Genomic DNA, 16,012 nt, shown 5'->3' with positions numbered 1-16,012 from the left:
GCCCTCGGCGCTCGGTCGCATCGGCTCGCGCCCGTTCGTATCCACCGCTGACGCGCGATGACACGCCTGCCCGCTCGGTCGTCGCCCGCGAGCGGCTCGATTCCTCTGGCGATCGTCCGCGCCGCGATGGTAACGCTCGAGGTTCCGGCTGCGCCCCGGAGCCGGAAGTGCAGGGGTCCCGCCCCGGCAAGGAGGCTCGAGTGGCACCGAGGACGTCCTCCACGCCGTCCAGGAACGGCAAGAAGAGCAGAACACCCGATACGGTGAGATCCGCGCTCCCGGGATCTCCCCGCCCGGCGCCGCGACACCACCTCACGGCCGCCCGCGAAGCCGAGCTCGCCCGAGAGGCCGAGTCGCTCGGCGACGTGCTGCTCCTCCTCCCCGGAGACCTCGCGCCCCACGTCGCCTGGCTGAGCCGGCTCCAGCGCGCCGCGCAGCGTGACGCGGCGGACCTCCTCCGCGCGCCGTTCGCGGGCGACGATCCGCCGCTCACGCGCGACGAGATCCGCGGCTTCCGCGACAAGATCGAGCTTCTGCGCCTTGCGCAGTCGCGCTGGCAGGCGACGCAGCGGGGCCCGCGGAGGGCGGCGACGAGCGTCGAGCAGCCCGCGAACGAGGCCGGCCAGCACCGGAGAACGCTGCTGCGCTTCTTCGACCTCCGCTTCAGGAGCGACCCGGAGGGCCAGCGGCGCGTCTCCCTGATCCGCGCCCGCGGCGACGCGGAGCTGATCCAGGGCGTATCCGAGCTGCTCGCGCTCTGCGCGGAGCACGGGGACGCCCTCCAGCAGGCCCCGCGCGGCGAGGCGGACGCCGCCGCGCGCCTCGGGGCGCTGGCGCCGCTCCTCTCGCGCCTCGTCGACGACAGGACGCTCTCGGCCGAAGCGCGGCGCGCGCGCCGGCTGCGGGACGCCGCGTACGCGCTCGCGATGCGCGCCGAGCGCCGCGTGCGCGCGGCGGCCGAGTACTGGTACGGCGACTCCGATAAGATGAAAGATTACGAATACTTGCGCGCATTCACCGCCGCGGGAGACGACGCGCGCGCCGAGCTGGATCAAGGCAAGGAGGCGGAGCGCGGCGCGCGCGGCAGCGTCGATATCTACGCCGGATACTGCGCTGACGCCGACGCGCCGCCCGCCTAGGTCACCCCTGCGCCGCGCCGCCCTGGAACGATGTGGACCGCGCGCCCTCTTCCGATCTTCCGAGCGCCCGGCGGATGTGGTTGGCTTGCCGCCTCGTTCAGGAGGAGCCCATGAAGAATGTCTTGACGGTGCTCGTGGCGCTCGGCGCCGCGTGTCTCTTCGGCTGCGAGGACAAGCCCCAGCAGGTGACGCCCGAGCCGCCGAAGCCGGCGACCACGGCCGAGGCGGCGAAGCCCGCGCCCAAGGCCGAGCCCGCGAAGGCGGCGCCGGTCGAGACCGCCAAGCCGGCGAGCACCGGCGGCTGGTGATCCGCGCGGCGGCGCGCGCCGCCGCCGCCCTGTCGCCTCGACGCATGGACGCGACGCGCCTCGCGCTTGCGCTCTCGCTCGGCCTCGCGGCGCTGGCCTGCGACGGCCGCCCCGCGTCGCCGGCCCCTGGCGGCGGCGGACCGGATCCGCTCGAGCCGCTGCGGCAGCTCGAGGCGTCCCGCCGCGCCGCGGCCGATTTCTCCCGCCTGCCCAGCTCCGACCGCCTCCTCGGGCCCGACCCGATCGCGCTCCGCCCCGTGGATCCGCGGGGCCGCCCCGCCGCGCCGGGCGCGCCTGCGCTGCTCTCGCCGCTCCGCGGCCGCGACGCGCTCGTCCTGCTCGACGCGTCGCTGCGCGAGCTCTCCCGCGCGCCCGCGCCGGCCTCGCCGACGGGGGTCGCGGTCGCGCCCTCGGGCGAGGTCTTCGCGAGCGGCGAGGCGTCGCCCGCGCTCTTCCGTTACGCCGTCCGCGGCGCCTCGCTCGAGCCCGCCGGGCGCGTCGAGCTCGCGGGCGTCCACGGCATCCGCGACCTCGCGGCCGGCCCCGAGGGCGTCCTCTACGCGCTCGACGAGCGCGCCGGCGCGCTCCTGACGCTGCGCCCCGCCCGCGCCGGCGCGGGCGGCCGCCTCGACGTCGAGCGCTGGGACGAGCCGATCGGCGCCGGCCCATTCCGCGTCGTGCGCCTCGCGCGTCACCTCATCGTCGCCTGTCTCCTCGACCACGCGCTCGTCGTGCTCCCGGTCGGCGCGGACGGCCGCCCGCTCTCCGGCGGCGCCGCGCGCATCCGTCACGACGGCCCCCTCTGGAGCTTCGACGCGCTCGAGACTGAAGGCGGCGGGCTCCTCCTCGCCGCGGGCGGGGTCGAGGATCACCCGCTCGACCGGACCGGCGGCTCGTTCGGCTACATCGACTCGTTCGTCTTCCTCTACCGGGTCGCCACGGGCGCACGGCCCGAGGTGACGCGCCTCTCGGCCGTGAACGTCTCGGAGCACGGCGTCCTCACCCCGAAGGCGATCTCGCTCTCGGCCGTCCCCGGCGCGGCCGACGTGCGCGTGATCGCGACCGGCTACGGCGGCGATCGCCGCGCCGAGCTCCTCTTCCGCGCCTCGCCCGCCGGCCTCTCGCCCGCGCCGGAGGTCTCCACCCGCGCGCTCGTCCCCGGCGTCGCCGCGATGGCGGCGCTCGGCGACGGCGCGTTCGCCTACGCGAACCCCCTGCTCGACGCGTGGCTGCTCGACACGGGCGGCGCGCTCGAGAAGCGGCCGGTCCCCGACGGCGGCGGCGATGCCCGCGCCGAGGAGGTCCGGCTCGGCGAGGCGCTCTTCTTCACGTCGCTGATGGCTCCCTGGAACACGACCGACGGGCCGCTCAGCCGGTTCACGTGCGAGACCTGTCACTTCGAGGGGTACGTCGACGGCCGCACGCACCACACCGGCCGAGGCGACGTGCGCGCCACGACCAAGCCGCTGCTCGGCCTGTTCAACAACCGCCCCCACTTCTCGCGCGCCCTCGATCCGGATCTCACCACGGTCGCGGACAACGAGTTCCGCGTCGCCGGCGCGCTGAGCGGCCACGACCCGTGGTTCTCCCTCCCGAGCGAGGCCGCGCCGTGGCTCGCCGACCTCGGGGTCTTCAGCGCCGGGGGCGCCGAGCGCGCCGAGCTGCCGCCCGAGGCGCTCCGTCGCGCGCTCATGAGCTTCCTCATGGCGTTCTCGCACCGCGCGAACCCCGCCGTCCTCGGCCGCGCGGCCTTCACCCCGCTCGAGCGCGACGGCGCGCGGGTGTTCCTGGACCGCTGCGCGCGCTGCCACGCGCCCGTGCTCCGCAGCGACGATCCCGGCTCCGCGGTGCCGTTCGAGCGCTGGGAGGAGCTCGTGCTCGCGCCCGAGGGGGCGATCGTGTGGGGGAGGGCCGGGTACGAGAAGACCGGCGTCGTGCCGTACGTGCACGAGGAGGGCGCGCGGGTGCCGTCGCTCCGGCGGCTCTACAAGAAGCGGCCGTACTTCACGAACGGCTCGGCCAGGACGCTGCGCGACGTGCTCGAGCGGGCGCGCTTCGCCGCGCCGCTCGGCGCGGGCGCAATCACCGCGCCGCCCGGCGCGGGCCCCTCCGCCGCGCCGGGCGCCTTCTTCCACGACGGCGCGCCCGCGGGCGCGCCCGCGGGCGCGGGCCTCGCCGCGCTGGAGCCCGGCGCCATCGAGGCGCTCCTCGCCTTTCTCGACCTGCTCTGACGGCCCCACCCCCGAGCCCGCCCGCGCGGATCCCGCAGCATCGCCGGGCGATCCGCGGTAAGGTGAGCGGAGCAAGGTCATGCGACTTCACCCTACATTCCCTCGCCCGTCGGCGTCGGCCATCGACAAGGCGCGCCGGCTCCTCGAGCGCGCGCTCGGCCCCTCCAAGGTCATCACGTCGGCCGATGGGTGCGCTGCGTACGCGGGGGACGAGTCGGATCAGCCGCCGGTGAGCCCGGATGCGGTCGTGCTCGCGTCGTCGCCGGCCGACATCGAGAAGGCGGTGCGGGCGGCGAGCGAAGCGGAGGTGCCGGTCGTGCCGCGCGCCGCCGGCAGCGGCAAATCGGGCGGCGCGGTGCCCGTGGGGGGCGGGATCGTCATCGCCACGATCGGCATGAACTCCATCAAGGAGATCAGCCGCGAGGAGCAGGTCGCGGTCGTCGAGCCGGGCGTCATCCTCGCCGATCTGCACGCGGCGGTGGAGGCCGAGGGGCTCTTCTACCCGCCCGATCCGAACTCGCTCAAGATGTGCGCGCTCGGCGGCAACATCGCCGAGAACGCCGCCGGGCCGCGCGCCTTCAAGTACGGCGCCACGCGCGACTACGTGCTCGGCCTCGAGACGATCCTCATCGACGGCACGCGCCTCCGCACCGGCCGGCGCACGGTGAAGGGCGTGACGGGCTACGACGTCACGGCGCTGCTCGTCGGCAGCGAGGGCACGCTGGCGATCACGACGGAGGCGACGGTCCGGCTCATCGCGAAGCCCCCGTCGGTCATGACGATGCTCTGCCTGTTCCCGGACGTCCGCGCGAGCGGCCGCGCGGTGAGCGCGCTCGTCGCGGCCGGCGTCGTCCCGCGCTGCCTCGAGCTGCTCGACCGCCCGACGCTCGAGGCGGTCCGGGCGCGCGGCGTCGGGGTCGACGAGCGCGCGGGCGCGATGCTGATCATCGAGGTCGACGGCGAGCCCGCGGACTGCGAGGTCCAGACCGAGCGGGTGGGTCAGGTCTGCATGGATGCGGGGGCGCTCGACGTGCTCGTCGCGCAGGACAAGGCGCAGCGCGACCGGCTCTGGGAGGCGCGCCGCCAGCTCTCGCTCGCGACGCGCGCGATGGCGCGCCACAAGATCTCCGAGGACGTCGTGGTCCCGCGCGACAAGATCCCGGCGCTGCTCGACGAGGTCGCGGAGATCTCGGCGGCGACGGGCGTCCGCATGCTGACGTACGGCCACGCCGGCGATGGCAACCTCCACGTGAACCTGCTCTGGAACGACCCCGAGCTCGTTCCCCAGGTCGAGACGGCGCTCTCGCGCCTGTTCCGCGCGGTGATCGGCATGCGCGGCACGCTGAGCGGCGAGCACGGCATCGGCACGTCGAAGGCCGAGTTCCTCGGGCTCGAGCAGTCGCCGGAGCTCATCGCGATCGAGAAGCGGATCAAGGCCGTCTTCGATCCGAAGGGCCTGCTCAACCCGCACAAGATCTTCCCGCGGCGCGCGCTCGAGGCGGCCGAGCGCGGCGAGCGTGACGGCGGGGCCGAGCGCGCGCCGGGCTTCCCCACCCACGTCGCGGCGCCGTCGCACGGGGCGTGCTGAGCCCATGAGGGTCCTCGGCATCGATCCCGGGTCGCGCCACCTCGGCTGGGGCCTGCTCGTGCGGCAGGGCACGCGGGTCGAGCACGTCGCGCACGGCGTCATCGACATCGACACGAGCGGGACGTTCGCCGGCCGGCTGGTGGAGATCGACGACGAGCTCGGCAAGGTGATCGCGTCGCACGCGCCCGACGCGGCGGCGGTGGAGAGCCTGTTCTTCGCGAAGGACGCGCAGAGCGCGGCCAAGCTCGGCCACGCGCGCGGGGTCGTGCTGCTCCGGCTGGCGCGGGCCGGCGTGCCGATCTCGGAGTACCCGCCGGCGCTGGTGAAGCGGACGATCGTCGGCCGGGGCGCGGCCGAGAAGGCGCAGGTGGCGCAGGTGATGACCGCGGTCCTGCGCCTCGCCGCGCCCCCGCGGCCCGACGCCGCCGACGCGCTCGCCATCGCGATGACGCACCTCAGCGTCGCGGGCTTCGCCGCCGCGCTGGCGGCCTCCGGAGCCCCCGCCCCGTCCCGGTCCCGGCCGCGCCGGGCGCGCCTGGCCTGAGCGTGGCGCCGGGGGGCGTGTGCTATGGAGGCTGCATCGGACGCGCCCGCGCCGCGTCCAAAATGAAAACGGTGCGGCGCGCCCCGTCTTCAGCGAGGGCGGCGGCCGCCGGGGGAGCCGGCGATCACCACCGGCGCCCCTGTCTCACGGAGCGCGGAGGCGACACGCCTCTGGACATCAAAGGAGATCGGGAAGGATGACGCGAACCTCACTTTACCGCCTCGCCGCCGCGTGCCTCATCGGGCTGACGGCGCCCCTCACGGTCGTGATGGCGACCGCCGGCGAGTCCCAGGCCGCGGGCCCCACCGCCGAAGAGCTCGGCAGGCGCGTCCAGCAGTTCTACGACTCCACGAAGACCTTCAAGGCGACCTTCACGCAGACGTACACGATCAAGGTCCAGGACGTGAAGAAGGTCTCCACGGGCAAGGTGACCTTCGAGAAGCCCGGCAAGATGAGCTGGATCTACGACGCGCCGAACGGAAACCGCGTCGTCTCCGACGGCGTCACGATCAAGGTCTACGAGAAGGACAACGAGCAGATGTTCGAGACGCCGGTGAAGGGGTCGCAGTACCCGGCGGCGCTCGCGTTCCTGATGGGCAAGGGGCAGCTCACCAAGGACTTCTCGCTGCGCCTGCTCGACCCTGCGCAGATGAAGTTCGAGGGCGGCTATGTCCTCGAGGGGACGCCGAAGGAGGCGACCCCTGCCTATCAGAAGATGCTTCTTTACGTCGACGGGCAGACCAACCAGGTCCGCCGCGTGCTGATCCTCGACGCGCAGGGCAACCGGAACCGGTTCGACTTCTCGTCGCCGGTCGTCAACCAGCCTGTCACGAAGGGCGAGTTCGACTTCACGCCCCCTCCCGGCACGCGCGTCGTCCGCCCCTGACGCCATCCCGCCACGCACCGTTCGCCCGCGCCGGGCAGCGACCGCTGCCAGCGCCATCGCCATCAGCTCGCGTCAGATCGCGTCAGATCGAGGAAGCGGAGCGTCACCTCGTCTGCGCGCGTCGCGGCCGCGCGACGCGCTGACGCTTCCGGGATGTATGCCCGGCGCGTCCGCGTCGTGGTAGAAATATCGAGTGACGCTTCGATCCGACGCGCGTGGACGACAGGGCCGAGACGGCCGTCGCCCGCCGCGGATCGTGGCCGTTGCTGGCGGCTCCCTGCGTGGGGTGGGCGTTCGTCTCGGCTGCACGGTCCCCCGCTGCCACGAGGACATCGCGAGCGCGCTCGAGCCATGAACAACCCCCCCGGACACCGTCCCGAGTTCCCCGGCGTGCCGCAGCAACCCCGGCCGGCGGAGCGCCCGAGCGAGCACGCCCACCCGGGCGGCGCGCAGGTCTCCCCGGGGTATCCGGCGCGCGGCGCAGGACATGTCCCCTCGGCTCAGCCGCCGCAATGGCCTCAGCGCCACGGGCAGGCGCCGCAACAGGGCTACGGGCAGGCGCCGCAACAGGGCTACGGGCAGCCGCCGCAACAAGGCTACGGGCAGCCGCCGAAAGGCCACGGGCAGGCGCCGCAACAAGGCTACGGGCAGGCGCCGCAAGGCCATGGGCAGCCGCCGCAACAAGGCTACGGGCAGCCGCCGCAAGGCTACGGGCAGGCGCCGCGAGGCCATGGGCAGGGGCCGCACGTCCACGCGCCGCCGGGCCGCTCGCCGATGCCGGCGCAGGGGCATGCGCCGCAGCACGGCGCTCCCGGGCAGTACGGCTTCCCCGTGCGCCCCATGGCGGGGCCCGCTCCGCACGGCGCCCCGCACCCGGCGTACGCGCATTCCCCCGCCGGCTACCCTGCGGTCATCCGGGTCGCGCGGAGGCCCGACCCGGACCGGCGGCGGCGCATCGCCGGGCTATGGCTCTGGGCGAACGGCATCATCGCGGGCGTGGTCCTCAACGTGATCTTCACGCTCTTCGGCGTGCTCGGGTCCGGGGGGAGCATGCTGAGCGCCATGGTCGTCGGAGCGCTCTTCGCGTTCCCGCCGCTCGTCATCTACCTGTTCGTCCCGATGATCATCGATCGGTACGACCCGGAGCCGTGGTGGTGCCTGCTGATGGCGTTCCTCTGGGGCGCGCTCGCGGCGACCGGCTTCTCGATCCTGATCAACACCGGCGTTCACGTCGGCGTCTCCAGCAGCTTCGGCGAGCCGCTCGGAGAGCTCGTCAGCGCGTCGGTCAGCGCGCCGTTCGCGGAGGAGCTGTTCAAGGGGCTCGGCGTGTTCGGCTTCTTCTACTTCCTGCGCCGGGAGTTCGACGGCATCGTCGACGGCATCATCTACGCCACCTTCTGCGCGCTCGGCTTCGCCGCGGTGGAGAACGTCCTCTATTACGCGCGCGCCTCGATGCAGGGCAGCGACGTGCTCGCCGGCACCTTCGTCCTGCGGGGCGTGTTCACGCCCTGGCTTCACCCGCTGTTCACGTCGATGACCGGGATCGGCTTCGGCCTCGCCCGGGAGTCGTCGAAGACCTGGGTGCGCGTCGCGGCCCCGATCGGCGGCTACCTGCTCGGCGTCGCGTTGCACGCGGTGTGGAACTTCCTCCCGACCGCGCTGGGTCGCGCAATGGGGGACCTCTTCATGCCGTGGCTCCTGCTCTGGCTGTGCTTCGTCGCCTCGTTCTTCGGCATCATCGTGGCGCTCGTGATCCGCAAGGGCTGGGTGATCCGCGATCATCTGCGCGACGAGGTGGCGCTCGGCATGTTGACGCAGGACGAGCTCGAGCTCGTCTGCTCGCCGATCGGCCGGCTCCGGTGCACCCTGGGCTGGCGCGGCGCGACCGGGCGGAGCTTCATCCGCGCCGGCGCGCGCCTCGCCCTCAGCAAGTGGCACACGGCGCGCGCGATGGAGGGTCGGAACCGGACGCTGAGCGCCGACTTCATCGGCCCGCTCCGCGACGAGATCGCGCAGCTCCGGCAAGAGCTCCTCGCCCGCGCCCCCCGCTGACTCCACGCGCGGGCGGCGCTGCGCGGATCAGCTCTGCGAGCCGTTCGTCTCGTCGGCGCTCGGCCGCGCGGCGGCCTGGGCCGCTCGGTCCTCGCGCCGCTGCACGGGCTTCGCGGGGATGCCGACGACCGTCGTGTTCGGCGCGACGTCGTGCACGACCACCGCGTTGGCGCCGATCCGGGCGCCGTCGCCGACCGTCACGCCGCCGACGATCTTCGCGCCCGCGCCGATGAAGAGGTCGCTCCCGAGCACCGGAGTCTGCCGCCGATCGGCGCCGATCGTCACCTGGTGCTCGATGAGCACGTTCGAGCCGCCGCGGACGTTGCCGTTGATGACGACGCCGTTCGAGTGAATGAGCACGAAGCCCGGCCCGAAATCCGCGCCGCGACCGATGACGCAGCCGCCGGCGAGGTTGGTCGCCTTGTTGAGCACCATCTCGAGCACCGGCATCCGGTGGACACGGGCGGCCTGCGTGAACCGGTAGAGGACCATCGCCGCCGTGCCGTCGGTCGCCAGCGTCTTCAGGATCGTCGGCAATGGAGCGCTGCCGTAGCACCATGTCGCCTTCTGGCGCACGTCGGCCGCGATGAGTCGCAAGGTTCGCAGCATCGCGACGAGAATAGCGCATCCCGCCCCGCCGGTGCGACCTTTCGCGGCCGCCACCGCCCGCGTCGGCGACGCGCGCCGCCGTGCCCGCGCCGCGCCTCACGCGCGCCGCCGGGCCCACCTCCACGCGAATCGCGAGCAACGGGGGCACCGTGTCGCCAGGCGAGCTCGGCCGCACGTCGCTGTTGCTGTTCGGTCATCGGCCCGTCACATCGCTCGGGTACACGCGCTATTCAGCATGGCGCGTATTTTGGTTATCGAGGACGAGCCGGCGCTCCAGAAGGTGCTCGACTACAACCTCAGGCAGGCCGGGCATGAGGTGCTCCTCGCGGGGCAGGGCGGTGAAGGGGTCCGGCTGGCGATGGACCAGCGGCCCGATCTCGTCCTGCTCGATCTGATGCTGCCGGACATCTCCGGGACCGAGGTGTGCCGCGCGCTCCAGCAGGGCGAAGGCACCCAGCAGATCCCCGTGATGATCGTCTCGGCGCGCGGAGACGAGGTCGATCGCATCGTCGGCTTCGAGCTCGGCGCCGTCGATTACGTGGTCAAACCGTTCAGCGTCCGGGAGCTCGTGCTGCGGGTGCAGGCCGTGCTCCGGCGCGCCGGGTCCTCCGGGGCAGGGGACCGGTGCATCGAGTTCGGGTGCCTGCGGATCGACGAGGGCGCTCATCGCGTGTGGGTCGACCGCGAGGAGGTCGAGCTGACGCTCCTCGAGTTCAAGCTCCTCGTCGCGCTCTACGAGGCGCGCGAGCGCGTGCAGACGCGCACCGCGCTCCTCGACGGCGTCTGGGGCATCGACGTGAGCATCACGACGCGGACCGTCGACACCCACGTCAAGCGGCTGCGCGACAAGCTGCGCCGCGCCGGCGATTACATCCAGACCGTCCGCGGCATCGGGTATCGATTCGCCGCGTCGCCCGAGGTGCCCGAGAGCCGCAGCGCCTGAACGCGGTATCGGGAGATCCACGACAATCGTTGCCTCCCCGTCATCCTGCCGCAACGCAATCGCACTACGGTGCGGACATCGGCTCACACGATGGGCCACACCGATGAAGCCACCCTGTCCCTCTCATGAGATCAGGCGGTGCTCCGGTGTTCGCGCCACAGGGCGCCGGGAGCTTCGATGCACCTTGAGACGTGGAATGCGGGGGAGGCCGATCCTGACCGGGCGAAGCGGCTCGCCATCGGGTACGCGGCGGGTCTCCTGCTGTTCGCGGGCATCGGGCTCTCCGCGGCCCGCCTGAGCGGCGCGATCAAGCCTCCTCCGCCCGAGGAGGACGTCGTCGACGTCAAGCTCGCCGCCCGCATTCCCGAGGCGCCTCCCGTTGCCGCGGCGCCTACGCCCCCGCCGCCGGCGGCGGAGGCGCAGGCGCCTCGCCCTGCGACGCCCAGGCGCCCGGCGCTGGTCGCGCCGACCGCGGTACCGAAGGAGGCGCCGCCCGAGGCCGACCCGAGCGAGGCCACGCCGAGCGACGACGACACGTACGGGGAGCCCGGCGGTGCGCCAGGTGGCGTGCCCGGCGGGGTCCCCGGCGGGACGGGGACGGCTGTGGTGGAGGCGCCGCCGCCGCCGCCGCCGCCGCCTCCTCCTCCTCCGCAGCCGAGAGGGCCGATTCACCTGCCCGAGAACGCGACGCCGCCGGTCGCGCTCTCCTGCGCGCCGCCCGTCGCTCCCGAAGCTGCGCTGAGCGCGGGGGTGGAAGCAACGGTGGCGGTCCGGTTCGTGGTCACCGAGACGGGCGAGGTCACGAATGTCACGATCGTCCGCGGCCATCCCCTCTTCAATGACGCGGTCCTCGCGGCGATGAAGGCGTGCCGCTACAGGCCGGCGATCTCCGAGGGGAGGCCGGTGTCCGTCTGGAGGACGGTGCCATTCCGCTTCAAGGCGAAGCGATGATTTTCAGCGCACGGCCGCGCACGCGGCCTATCGCGAGAGGAACGAAGGAGGTTAGCCATGATGCAGTTTGATCTCGGGCACATCTGGGCGAGCATGGGGCTCTTGAGCAAGCTCGTCGCGTTCGCCCTCGTGCTCATGGCGCTGGCGAGCGTCGCTGTCGTGGTCGAGCGGCTCATCGCCCTCGCGCGCCAGGCCGCCGAGACCCGGCGCTTCGCGAGCGAGGCGCGGCCGGTGATGGAGGCGTGGGACACCGCGCGGCTCGCGCAGATCGCCGGCGAGTACGAGCGATCGGCGCTCGCCCGGGTCGTCGCGGCGGCGGTGCGCCGGTTCCAGCGCGCCCTCGACGCCGGCGAGGGCGGCGTGCCCCCGGTGGAGCTCGCGCGCCGGGAGGTGTCGCGGCGCCGCGAGGCGATCTCGGCCGATCTGCGCCGCGGCCTCTCGGTCCTCGCCACGGTCGGCTCGGTGGCGCCTTTCGTCGGGCTGCTCGGCACCGTCATCGGCATCATCACCGCCTTCCAGACCATCGCGTCCACCGGCTCCGGTGGCCTCGGCGCCGTGAGCGCCGGCATTGCCGAGGCGCTCATCGTGACCGCGCTCGGGCTCGGCGTCGCCATCCCGGCGGTGCTCTGCTTCAACTACCTCACCACCCGGATCGCCGCGGTCGAGCTCGCGCTCGAGCGCAGCGCGGGTGAGCTCATCGACGAGATGGAGAACGAGCATGGGCGTTCAAGTGGAGAGCAAGCGCTCCGGTCGGCAGCAGCCTGAGCCGGACATCAACGTCACGCCGCTCGTCGACGTGGTGCTCGTGCTCCTCATCATCTTCATGGTCATCGCGCCCCAGATGGAGCACGGCGAGCGGGTCGAGCTCCCGGCGGTGTTTCAGCCGGATTCGAGGTCGAGATCGAAGCTCGATCCCATCTATGTCACGATCACCGGCGCCGGCACCGTGTACCTGGAGAAGGAGGCGGTCGCCGACCTGCGGTCGCTCGGCGAGAGGCTGCGGGCCATCCGCGCCGCGGAGCCGGAGCGCCGGGTGGTCATCAAGGGCGACGCCTCCGTGAGCTACGGCCGCGTGCGGGAGGCATTCGCGCTGTGTCAGGAGGTCGGCTTCAACGGGATCTCGCTGCAGGTGAGCCAGCGAGGCGGCGGGGCCGCCGAGCAGCCGGAGGAGGGATGACGCCGTGGGGATGAGCGGTCCGCAGAGCGGAGGCAGGAGAGGCGGCGTCGCGCCGAGCATGAACGTGACGCCGCTCGTCGACGTGGTGCTCGTGCTCCTCATCATCTTCATGGTCGTGACGCCGCTGCTCGCGAAGCAGTTCTGGCTGAACCTGCCCAGGAAAGACGACACAGCGAAGCTCGAGCCACCCCCGGACGACGCCAGCAAGCCCGTGGTGCTCACGGTGGATCAGCGCGGCGTCCTCCGCATCAACCAGACCGAGGTGCAGCGCGGCGAGCTGAAGGAGCGGCTCGCCCGCATCTTCGCGGCGCGCTCGGACGACGTGCTTTACTTCGACGCGGAGGACGAGGCCGCCTACGCGATCGCGGTGGAGGCCATGGACGCCGCGCGCATGGGCGGGGCGAAGACGATCGCCGTCCTGACAGAGAAGACCGGGCGCTGAGCGGCGCTCAGCCCCGATGAGCCGCTGACGGGGCGCGCACGGGCGCCTGCGCCCGAGGGCGCGATCGCGGCGCGGTGCACACGAGGGGACGGCGGGGAGCTGGCTCTCCGCTCTCCTCATCGAAGGGCGCTGGTGCGCCCAACCATCGGATCGACAGGCGCGCCCGATCTCGGGGCGTGAAGGGACAGGTGCATGATTCGCAGAAGGATCTCGGGGGTAGTCGCGGCGCTCGTGGCACCGCTGTGCTGGGGGGCCGCGGCCCTCGCCCAGGGCGATCCCGGCGCGGCCGCGCCGCCGCCCGGAGGCGCGGGGACCCCGGCCGACGCCTCGGCGGCGGAGAACGCCGCCGGGCTCGACGCGCCGAGCCCGGCGCGCCCGCCCTCCGCCGGGAAAGGCGTCGTGTGGGGCGTCGTCACGGACTCCGCCACGAAGGAGCCCGTCTTCGACGCCCAGGTGTCCGTCATCGGGACGAAGCTCAAGGTCATCGCGGATCTCGACGGACGGTATCGCCTGGAGCTCCCGCCAGGGAGCTACCAGCTGCGGGTCTGGTACGAGGCGTACAAGGCCCAGCGCGTGCAGGACGTGCGGGTGACCGCCGGGCAGGTGGTACAGGTCGACGTCGGCCTCGATCCGGATCAGCAGGTCGAGGAGGTCGTCGAGGTCGAGTTCGAGCCGGAGCGGGCGAGCGTCGCGGCGCAGCTCCTCCTCCGGAAGAACGCGGCCCACGTGGGCGACGCCGTCGGCGCGAAGGAGATCGCGAAGACGCCCGATCGCAACGCCGCGGAGGCCGCGAAGCGCGTCGTCGGCGCGACCGTGATCGACGGCAGGTACGTGGTTGTGCGTGGCCTCGGCGATCGCTACACGAACGCTCTGCTGAACGGCGCGCCGCTTCCGAGCCCCGAGCCCGACCGGCAGGCCGTCCCGCTCGATCTCTTCCCCTCGCTCGTCCTCAGCGACATCACCATCGTCAAGACGTTCACGCCCGACGTCCCCGGCGACTTCGTTGGCGGTTCGGTCCAGATCAACACGCGCGAGCTCCCGACCAGGTTCCTCCTCCAGGCATCGCTCTCGCTCGCGGCGAACACCCACAGCACGTTTCGAGATCGCCTGACCTACTCCGGATCGAGCACCGACTGGCTCGGGATCGACGACGGCGCGCGCGCGTTGCCCGGCGAGATCCCCGAGCACAAGGTGGCCCGCGGGATCCGCCGGCCAGACGGCACGCTGATCACGAGGGACGACATCGCGGTCTACGGGAGGGCGATCAACTCGTCGATGGCGACCCGCCGGTCGTTCACGCCGCCGAACGGGAGCGGCAGCGTCGTCGTCGGCGACACCCTGGAGCTCCGCGGCGAGCAGCGCCTCGGCTACCTCGCCACGCTGAGCTATGGCCGGAAGTTCGCCCCGCGCGCCGACGAGATCGGCCGGACCTACGCGTTCGATCCCACGCGCGAGAGCGGCCTGAGGCAGCTCAACGACTCCGCGGTGGACAGCATCCGCGATCAGGTGTCCTGGGGGAGCTTCGCGAGCGTCACCTACACGCCCGATCGAGATCACAAGGTGATGCTCACCGCGCTCCACAGCCGCTCGTCGGACGACGTGGCGCTTCAGTCGAGGGAGGTCATCGAGGAGAGCGGCGGGGCGGTGTACCGCGACACGCTGCAGCGCTTCGTCTCCCGGGCGCTCACCCTGGGCCAGCTCTCGGGGGAGCATCGCATCGCGGCGCTCGGCAACGGCACGCTCGACTGGAAGGCGTCCGTCTCCCGGGCGACCTCGGACGAGCCCGACGCGCGGGAGAACGTCTACGCGAGGGACGACACGAGCGGCGCCTGGTCCTGGGACGACGGCACGCTGAGCGGTTCGCACGTCTTCATCGAGCTGGCGGACACGAACTACGGCGGGCAGCTCTCTTACGCGCTGCCGCTCATCCGTGGAGACGCCCCGACCCGCCTGAAGCTCGGCGGCCTGCTGAATCTCCGAAAGCGTGAGTTCGACGCGCGCCGGTTCCGGTTCAAGACGCTCCGGCTCGCCGACACGACCGTGCTGCGACAGGAGCCGGGCCCGCTGTTCTCGGACGAGAACATCGGCACCCTCTTCGAGCTGGAGGAGACCACGCGCGACACGGACGACCACACGGCCAGCACCGATCTCTACGCGGGCTACGTGATGACCGACGCCCACGTCACGCGGTGGCTCCGGGCGATCCTCGGCGCCCGGGTCGAGGCCTCCATGCTGTCGATGGATGTCCCGGATGATGCCGAGAAGCATGTCGACGACGAGGACGTGGATCTCTTGCCCGCGGCCAGCCTCGTGTTCAAGACGACCCCGAGATCGAACCTGAGGCTCAGCGTGACGAGGACGCTCGCTCGACCCCAGCTCATCGAGCTCAGCCCGGCGCTGTCCCAGCCGGGATACAGCGCGCGGGAGGTGGAAGGCAATCCCGACCTCGAACGGACGCGCGTGGTGAACGGCGACCTCCGGTTCGAGCTCTTCCCGACCACCGGCGAGGTGGTGGCTGCAAGCATCTTCTACAAGCACTTCGAGGACCCGATCGAGGAGATCATCAAGCCCAGCAGCGGCAAGGGGAGGCTGAGCTGGACGAACGGGGACAGCGGCTATGTCGCGGGCCTCGAGCTCGAGATCAGGAAGAGCCTGGACTTCATCAACCCGCTCCTGCGGGACGTCACCGTGCTCGGCAATGTCACGCTCGCCACCTCGGAGGTCGAGATCAACCCCGAGTCGGACGAGGGAGGGATCGCGATCCAGAGCACCGCGACGCACCCGCTCCAGGGGCAATCCCCCTTCGTCGTCAACCTGGGGCTCGACTACAGCGGCGAGTCGACCGGCACGAGCGCCCGGCTCCTCTACAACGTGTTCGGCGCCCGGCTCCGGACGGTGGGGAAGAACATGCCGGACGAGTACGAGCAGCCGCGGCACCAGATCGATCTCACGGTCGCGCAGCGCCTCGGCGACCACGTCGAGCTGAAGCTGGCCGGCGAGAACCTCATCGATGCTCCCGTCCGCGTGACGCAGGGTAAAGAGAGCACAGACGACAACATCGTGCTCGAGTACCACGTTGGTACGACTGTGACATTGAGCGCGGCGCTGACCTATTGACGGCGTTGCCATTGAATCGTCACGT

Annotated in this window: 14 protein-coding genes; 13 read left to right on the top strand and 1 reads right to left on the bottom strand. The window is 72.4% G+C overall.

The annotated features are described in order from the left end of the window. Window positions 1-200: 200 nt before the first annotated feature. The 7 genes from WME76_RS23715 to WME76_RS23685 all read left to right on the top strand — a co-directional run bounded on the left by WME76_RS23715 (window position 201) and on the right by WME76_RS23685 (window position 8,748). Window positions 201-1,139 (top strand): ATPase, encoded by a 939-nt coding sequence (locus WME76_RS23715; RefSeq protein ID WP_437954560.1) that lies wholly within the window; start codon window positions 201-203, stop codon window positions 1,137-1,139. A 110-nt stretch (window positions 1,140-1,249) separates the two neighbouring features. Further along, window positions 1,250-1,447 carry a hypothetical protein gene (locus WME76_RS23710; protein ID WP_437954559.1) on the top strand — a complete coding sequence of 66 codons (198 nt, stop codon included), beginning with the start codon at window positions 1,250-1,252 and terminating at the stop codon, window positions 1,445-1,447. Between the two features lie 44 nt (window positions 1,448-1,491). Beyond that, the gene (locus tag WME76_RS23705; RefSeq protein ID WP_437954558.1) at window positions 1,492-3,678 is read left to right on the top strand and encodes a hypothetical protein; all 2,187 of its coding nucleotides are present in this window, start codon (window positions 1,492-1,494) and stop codon (window positions 3,676-3,678) included. Window positions 3,679-3,757: 79 nt separating this feature from the next. After that, entirely contained in the window at window positions 3,758-5,266 is a 1,509-nt protein-coding gene (locus tag WME76_RS23700; RefSeq protein ID WP_437954557.1) for an FAD-binding oxidoreductase, read from the top strand. A gap of 4 nt (window positions 5,267-5,270) precedes the next feature. Then, the gene (gene ruvC / locus WME76_RS23695; RefSeq protein ID WP_437954556.1) at window positions 5,271-5,810 is read left to right on the top strand and encodes a crossover junction endodeoxyribonuclease RuvC; all 540 of its coding nucleotides are present in this window, start codon (window positions 5,271-5,273) and stop codon (window positions 5,808-5,810) included. A 196-nt stretch (window positions 5,811-6,006) separates the two neighbouring features. Further along, entirely contained in the window at window positions 6,007-6,696 is a 690-nt protein-coding gene (locus WME76_RS23690) for a LolA family protein (RefSeq protein ID WP_061619525.1), read from the top strand. 351 nt (window positions 6,697-7,047) lie between these two features. Continuing rightward, window positions 7,048-8,748, top strand: coding sequence for a PrsW family glutamic-type intramembrane protease (locus tag WME76_RS23685; RefSeq protein WP_437954555.1), 1,701 nt, complete (start codon window positions 7,048-7,050; stop codon window positions 8,746-8,748). 27 nt (window positions 8,749-8,775) lie between these two features. Here WME76_RS23685 and WME76_RS23680 read toward each other — a convergent pair whose 3' ends face one another. Then, window positions 8,776-9,345, bottom strand: a complete 570-nt coding sequence (locus WME76_RS23680) for a serine O-acetyltransferase (RefSeq protein WP_437954554.1) — start codon at window positions 9,343-9,345, stop codon at window positions 8,776-8,778. A 247-nt stretch (window positions 9,346-9,592) separates the two neighbouring features. On the opposite strand from WME76_RS23680, the gene WME76_RS23675 reads away from it, so the two are divergent. The 6 genes from WME76_RS23675 to WME76_RS23650 all read left to right on the top strand — a co-directional run bounded on the left by WME76_RS23675 (window position 9,593) and on the right by WME76_RS23650 (window position 15,987). Beyond that, complete coding sequence (locus WME76_RS23675; protein ID WP_437954553.1) at window positions 9,593-10,300, top strand: response regulator; 708 nt, start codon at window positions 9,593-9,595, stop codon at window positions 10,298-10,300. 177 nt (window positions 10,301-10,477) lie between these two features. After that, complete coding sequence (locus WME76_RS23670; protein ID WP_437954552.1) at window positions 10,478-11,251, top strand: energy transducer TonB; 774 nt, start codon at window positions 10,478-10,480, stop codon at window positions 11,249-11,251. A 57-nt stretch (window positions 11,252-11,308) separates the two neighbouring features. Beyond that, window positions 11,309-12,016 (top strand): MotA/TolQ/ExbB proton channel family protein, encoded by a 708-nt coding sequence (locus tag WME76_RS23665; RefSeq protein WP_437954551.1) that lies wholly within the window; start codon window positions 11,309-11,311, stop codon window positions 12,014-12,016. Further along, window positions 11,970-12,428, top strand: a complete 459-nt coding sequence (locus WME76_RS23660; RefSeq protein WP_437954550.1) for an ExbD/TolR family protein — start codon at window positions 11,970-11,972, stop codon at window positions 12,426-12,428. The genes WME76_RS23665 and WME76_RS23660 overlap by 47 nt, the downstream gene beginning before the upstream one ends. Window positions 12,429-12,432: 4 nt before the next feature. Further along, window positions 12,433-12,870 (top strand): ExbD/TolR family protein, encoded by a 438-nt coding sequence (locus WME76_RS23655; RefSeq protein WP_437284470.1) that lies wholly within the window; start codon window positions 12,433-12,435, stop codon window positions 12,868-12,870. Between the two features lie 192 nt (window positions 12,871-13,062). Continuing rightward, a complete protein-coding gene (locus tag WME76_RS23650; RefSeq protein ID WP_437954549.1) occupies window positions 13,063-15,987 on the top strand; it encodes a TonB-dependent receptor domain-containing protein in 2,925 nt (974 codons plus the stop codon). Window positions 15,988-16,012 lie beyond the last annotated feature (25 nt).

Source organism: Sorangium sp. So ce119 (assembly GCF_051524405.1).
Lineage (GTDB): Bacteria > Myxococcota_A > Polyangia > Polyangiales > Polyangiaceae > Sorangium > Sorangium cellulosum_G.
The sequence above is the reverse complement of the archived record's forward strand: the minus strand, read 5'-3'. Positions and strand labels throughout refer to the sequence as shown.

Excerpts from the sequence above, each read along its gene's own strand:
- WME76_RS23710 (WP_437954559.1), top strand. The coding sequence starts at position 1,250 with ATGAAGAATGTCTTGACGGTGCTCGTGGCGCTCGGCGCCGCGTGTCTC.
- WME76_RS23705 (WP_437954558.1), top strand. The coding sequence starts at position 1,492 with ATGGACGCGACGCGCCTCGCGCTTGCGCTCTCGCTCGGCCTCGCGGCG.
- WME76_RS23700 (WP_437954557.1), top strand. The coding sequence starts at position 3,758 with ATGCGACTTCACCCTACATTCCCTCGCCCGTCGGCGTCGGCCATCGAC.
- ruvC (WP_437954556.1), top strand. The coding sequence starts at position 5,271 with ATGAGGGTCCTCGGCATCGATCCCGGGTCGCGCCACCTCGGCTGGGGC.
- WME76_RS23690 (WP_061619525.1), top strand. The coding sequence starts at position 6,007 with ATGACGCGAACCTCACTTTACCGCCTCGCCGCCGCGTGCCTCATCGGG.
- WME76_RS23685 (WP_437954555.1), top strand. The coding sequence starts at position 7,048 with ATGAACAACCCCCCCGGACACCGTCCCGAGTTCCCCGGCGTGCCGCAG.
- WME76_RS23675 (WP_437954553.1), top strand. The coding sequence starts at position 9,593 with ATGGCGCGTATTTTGGTTATCGAGGACGAGCCGGCGCTCCAGAAGGTG.
- WME76_RS23670 (WP_437954552.1), top strand. The coding sequence starts at position 10,478 with ATGCACCTTGAGACGTGGAATGCGGGGGAGGCCGATCCTGACCGGGCG.
- WME76_RS23665 (WP_437954551.1), top strand. The coding sequence starts at position 11,309 with ATGATGCAGTTTGATCTCGGGCACATCTGGGCGAGCATGGGGCTCTTG.
- WME76_RS23660 (WP_437954550.1), top strand. The coding sequence starts at position 11,970 with ATGGGCGTTCAAGTGGAGAGCAAGCGCTCCGGTCGGCAGCAGCCTGAG.
- WME76_RS23650 (WP_437954549.1), top strand. The coding sequence starts at position 13,063 with ATGATTCGCAGAAGGATCTCGGGGGTAGTCGCGGCGCTCGTGGCACCG.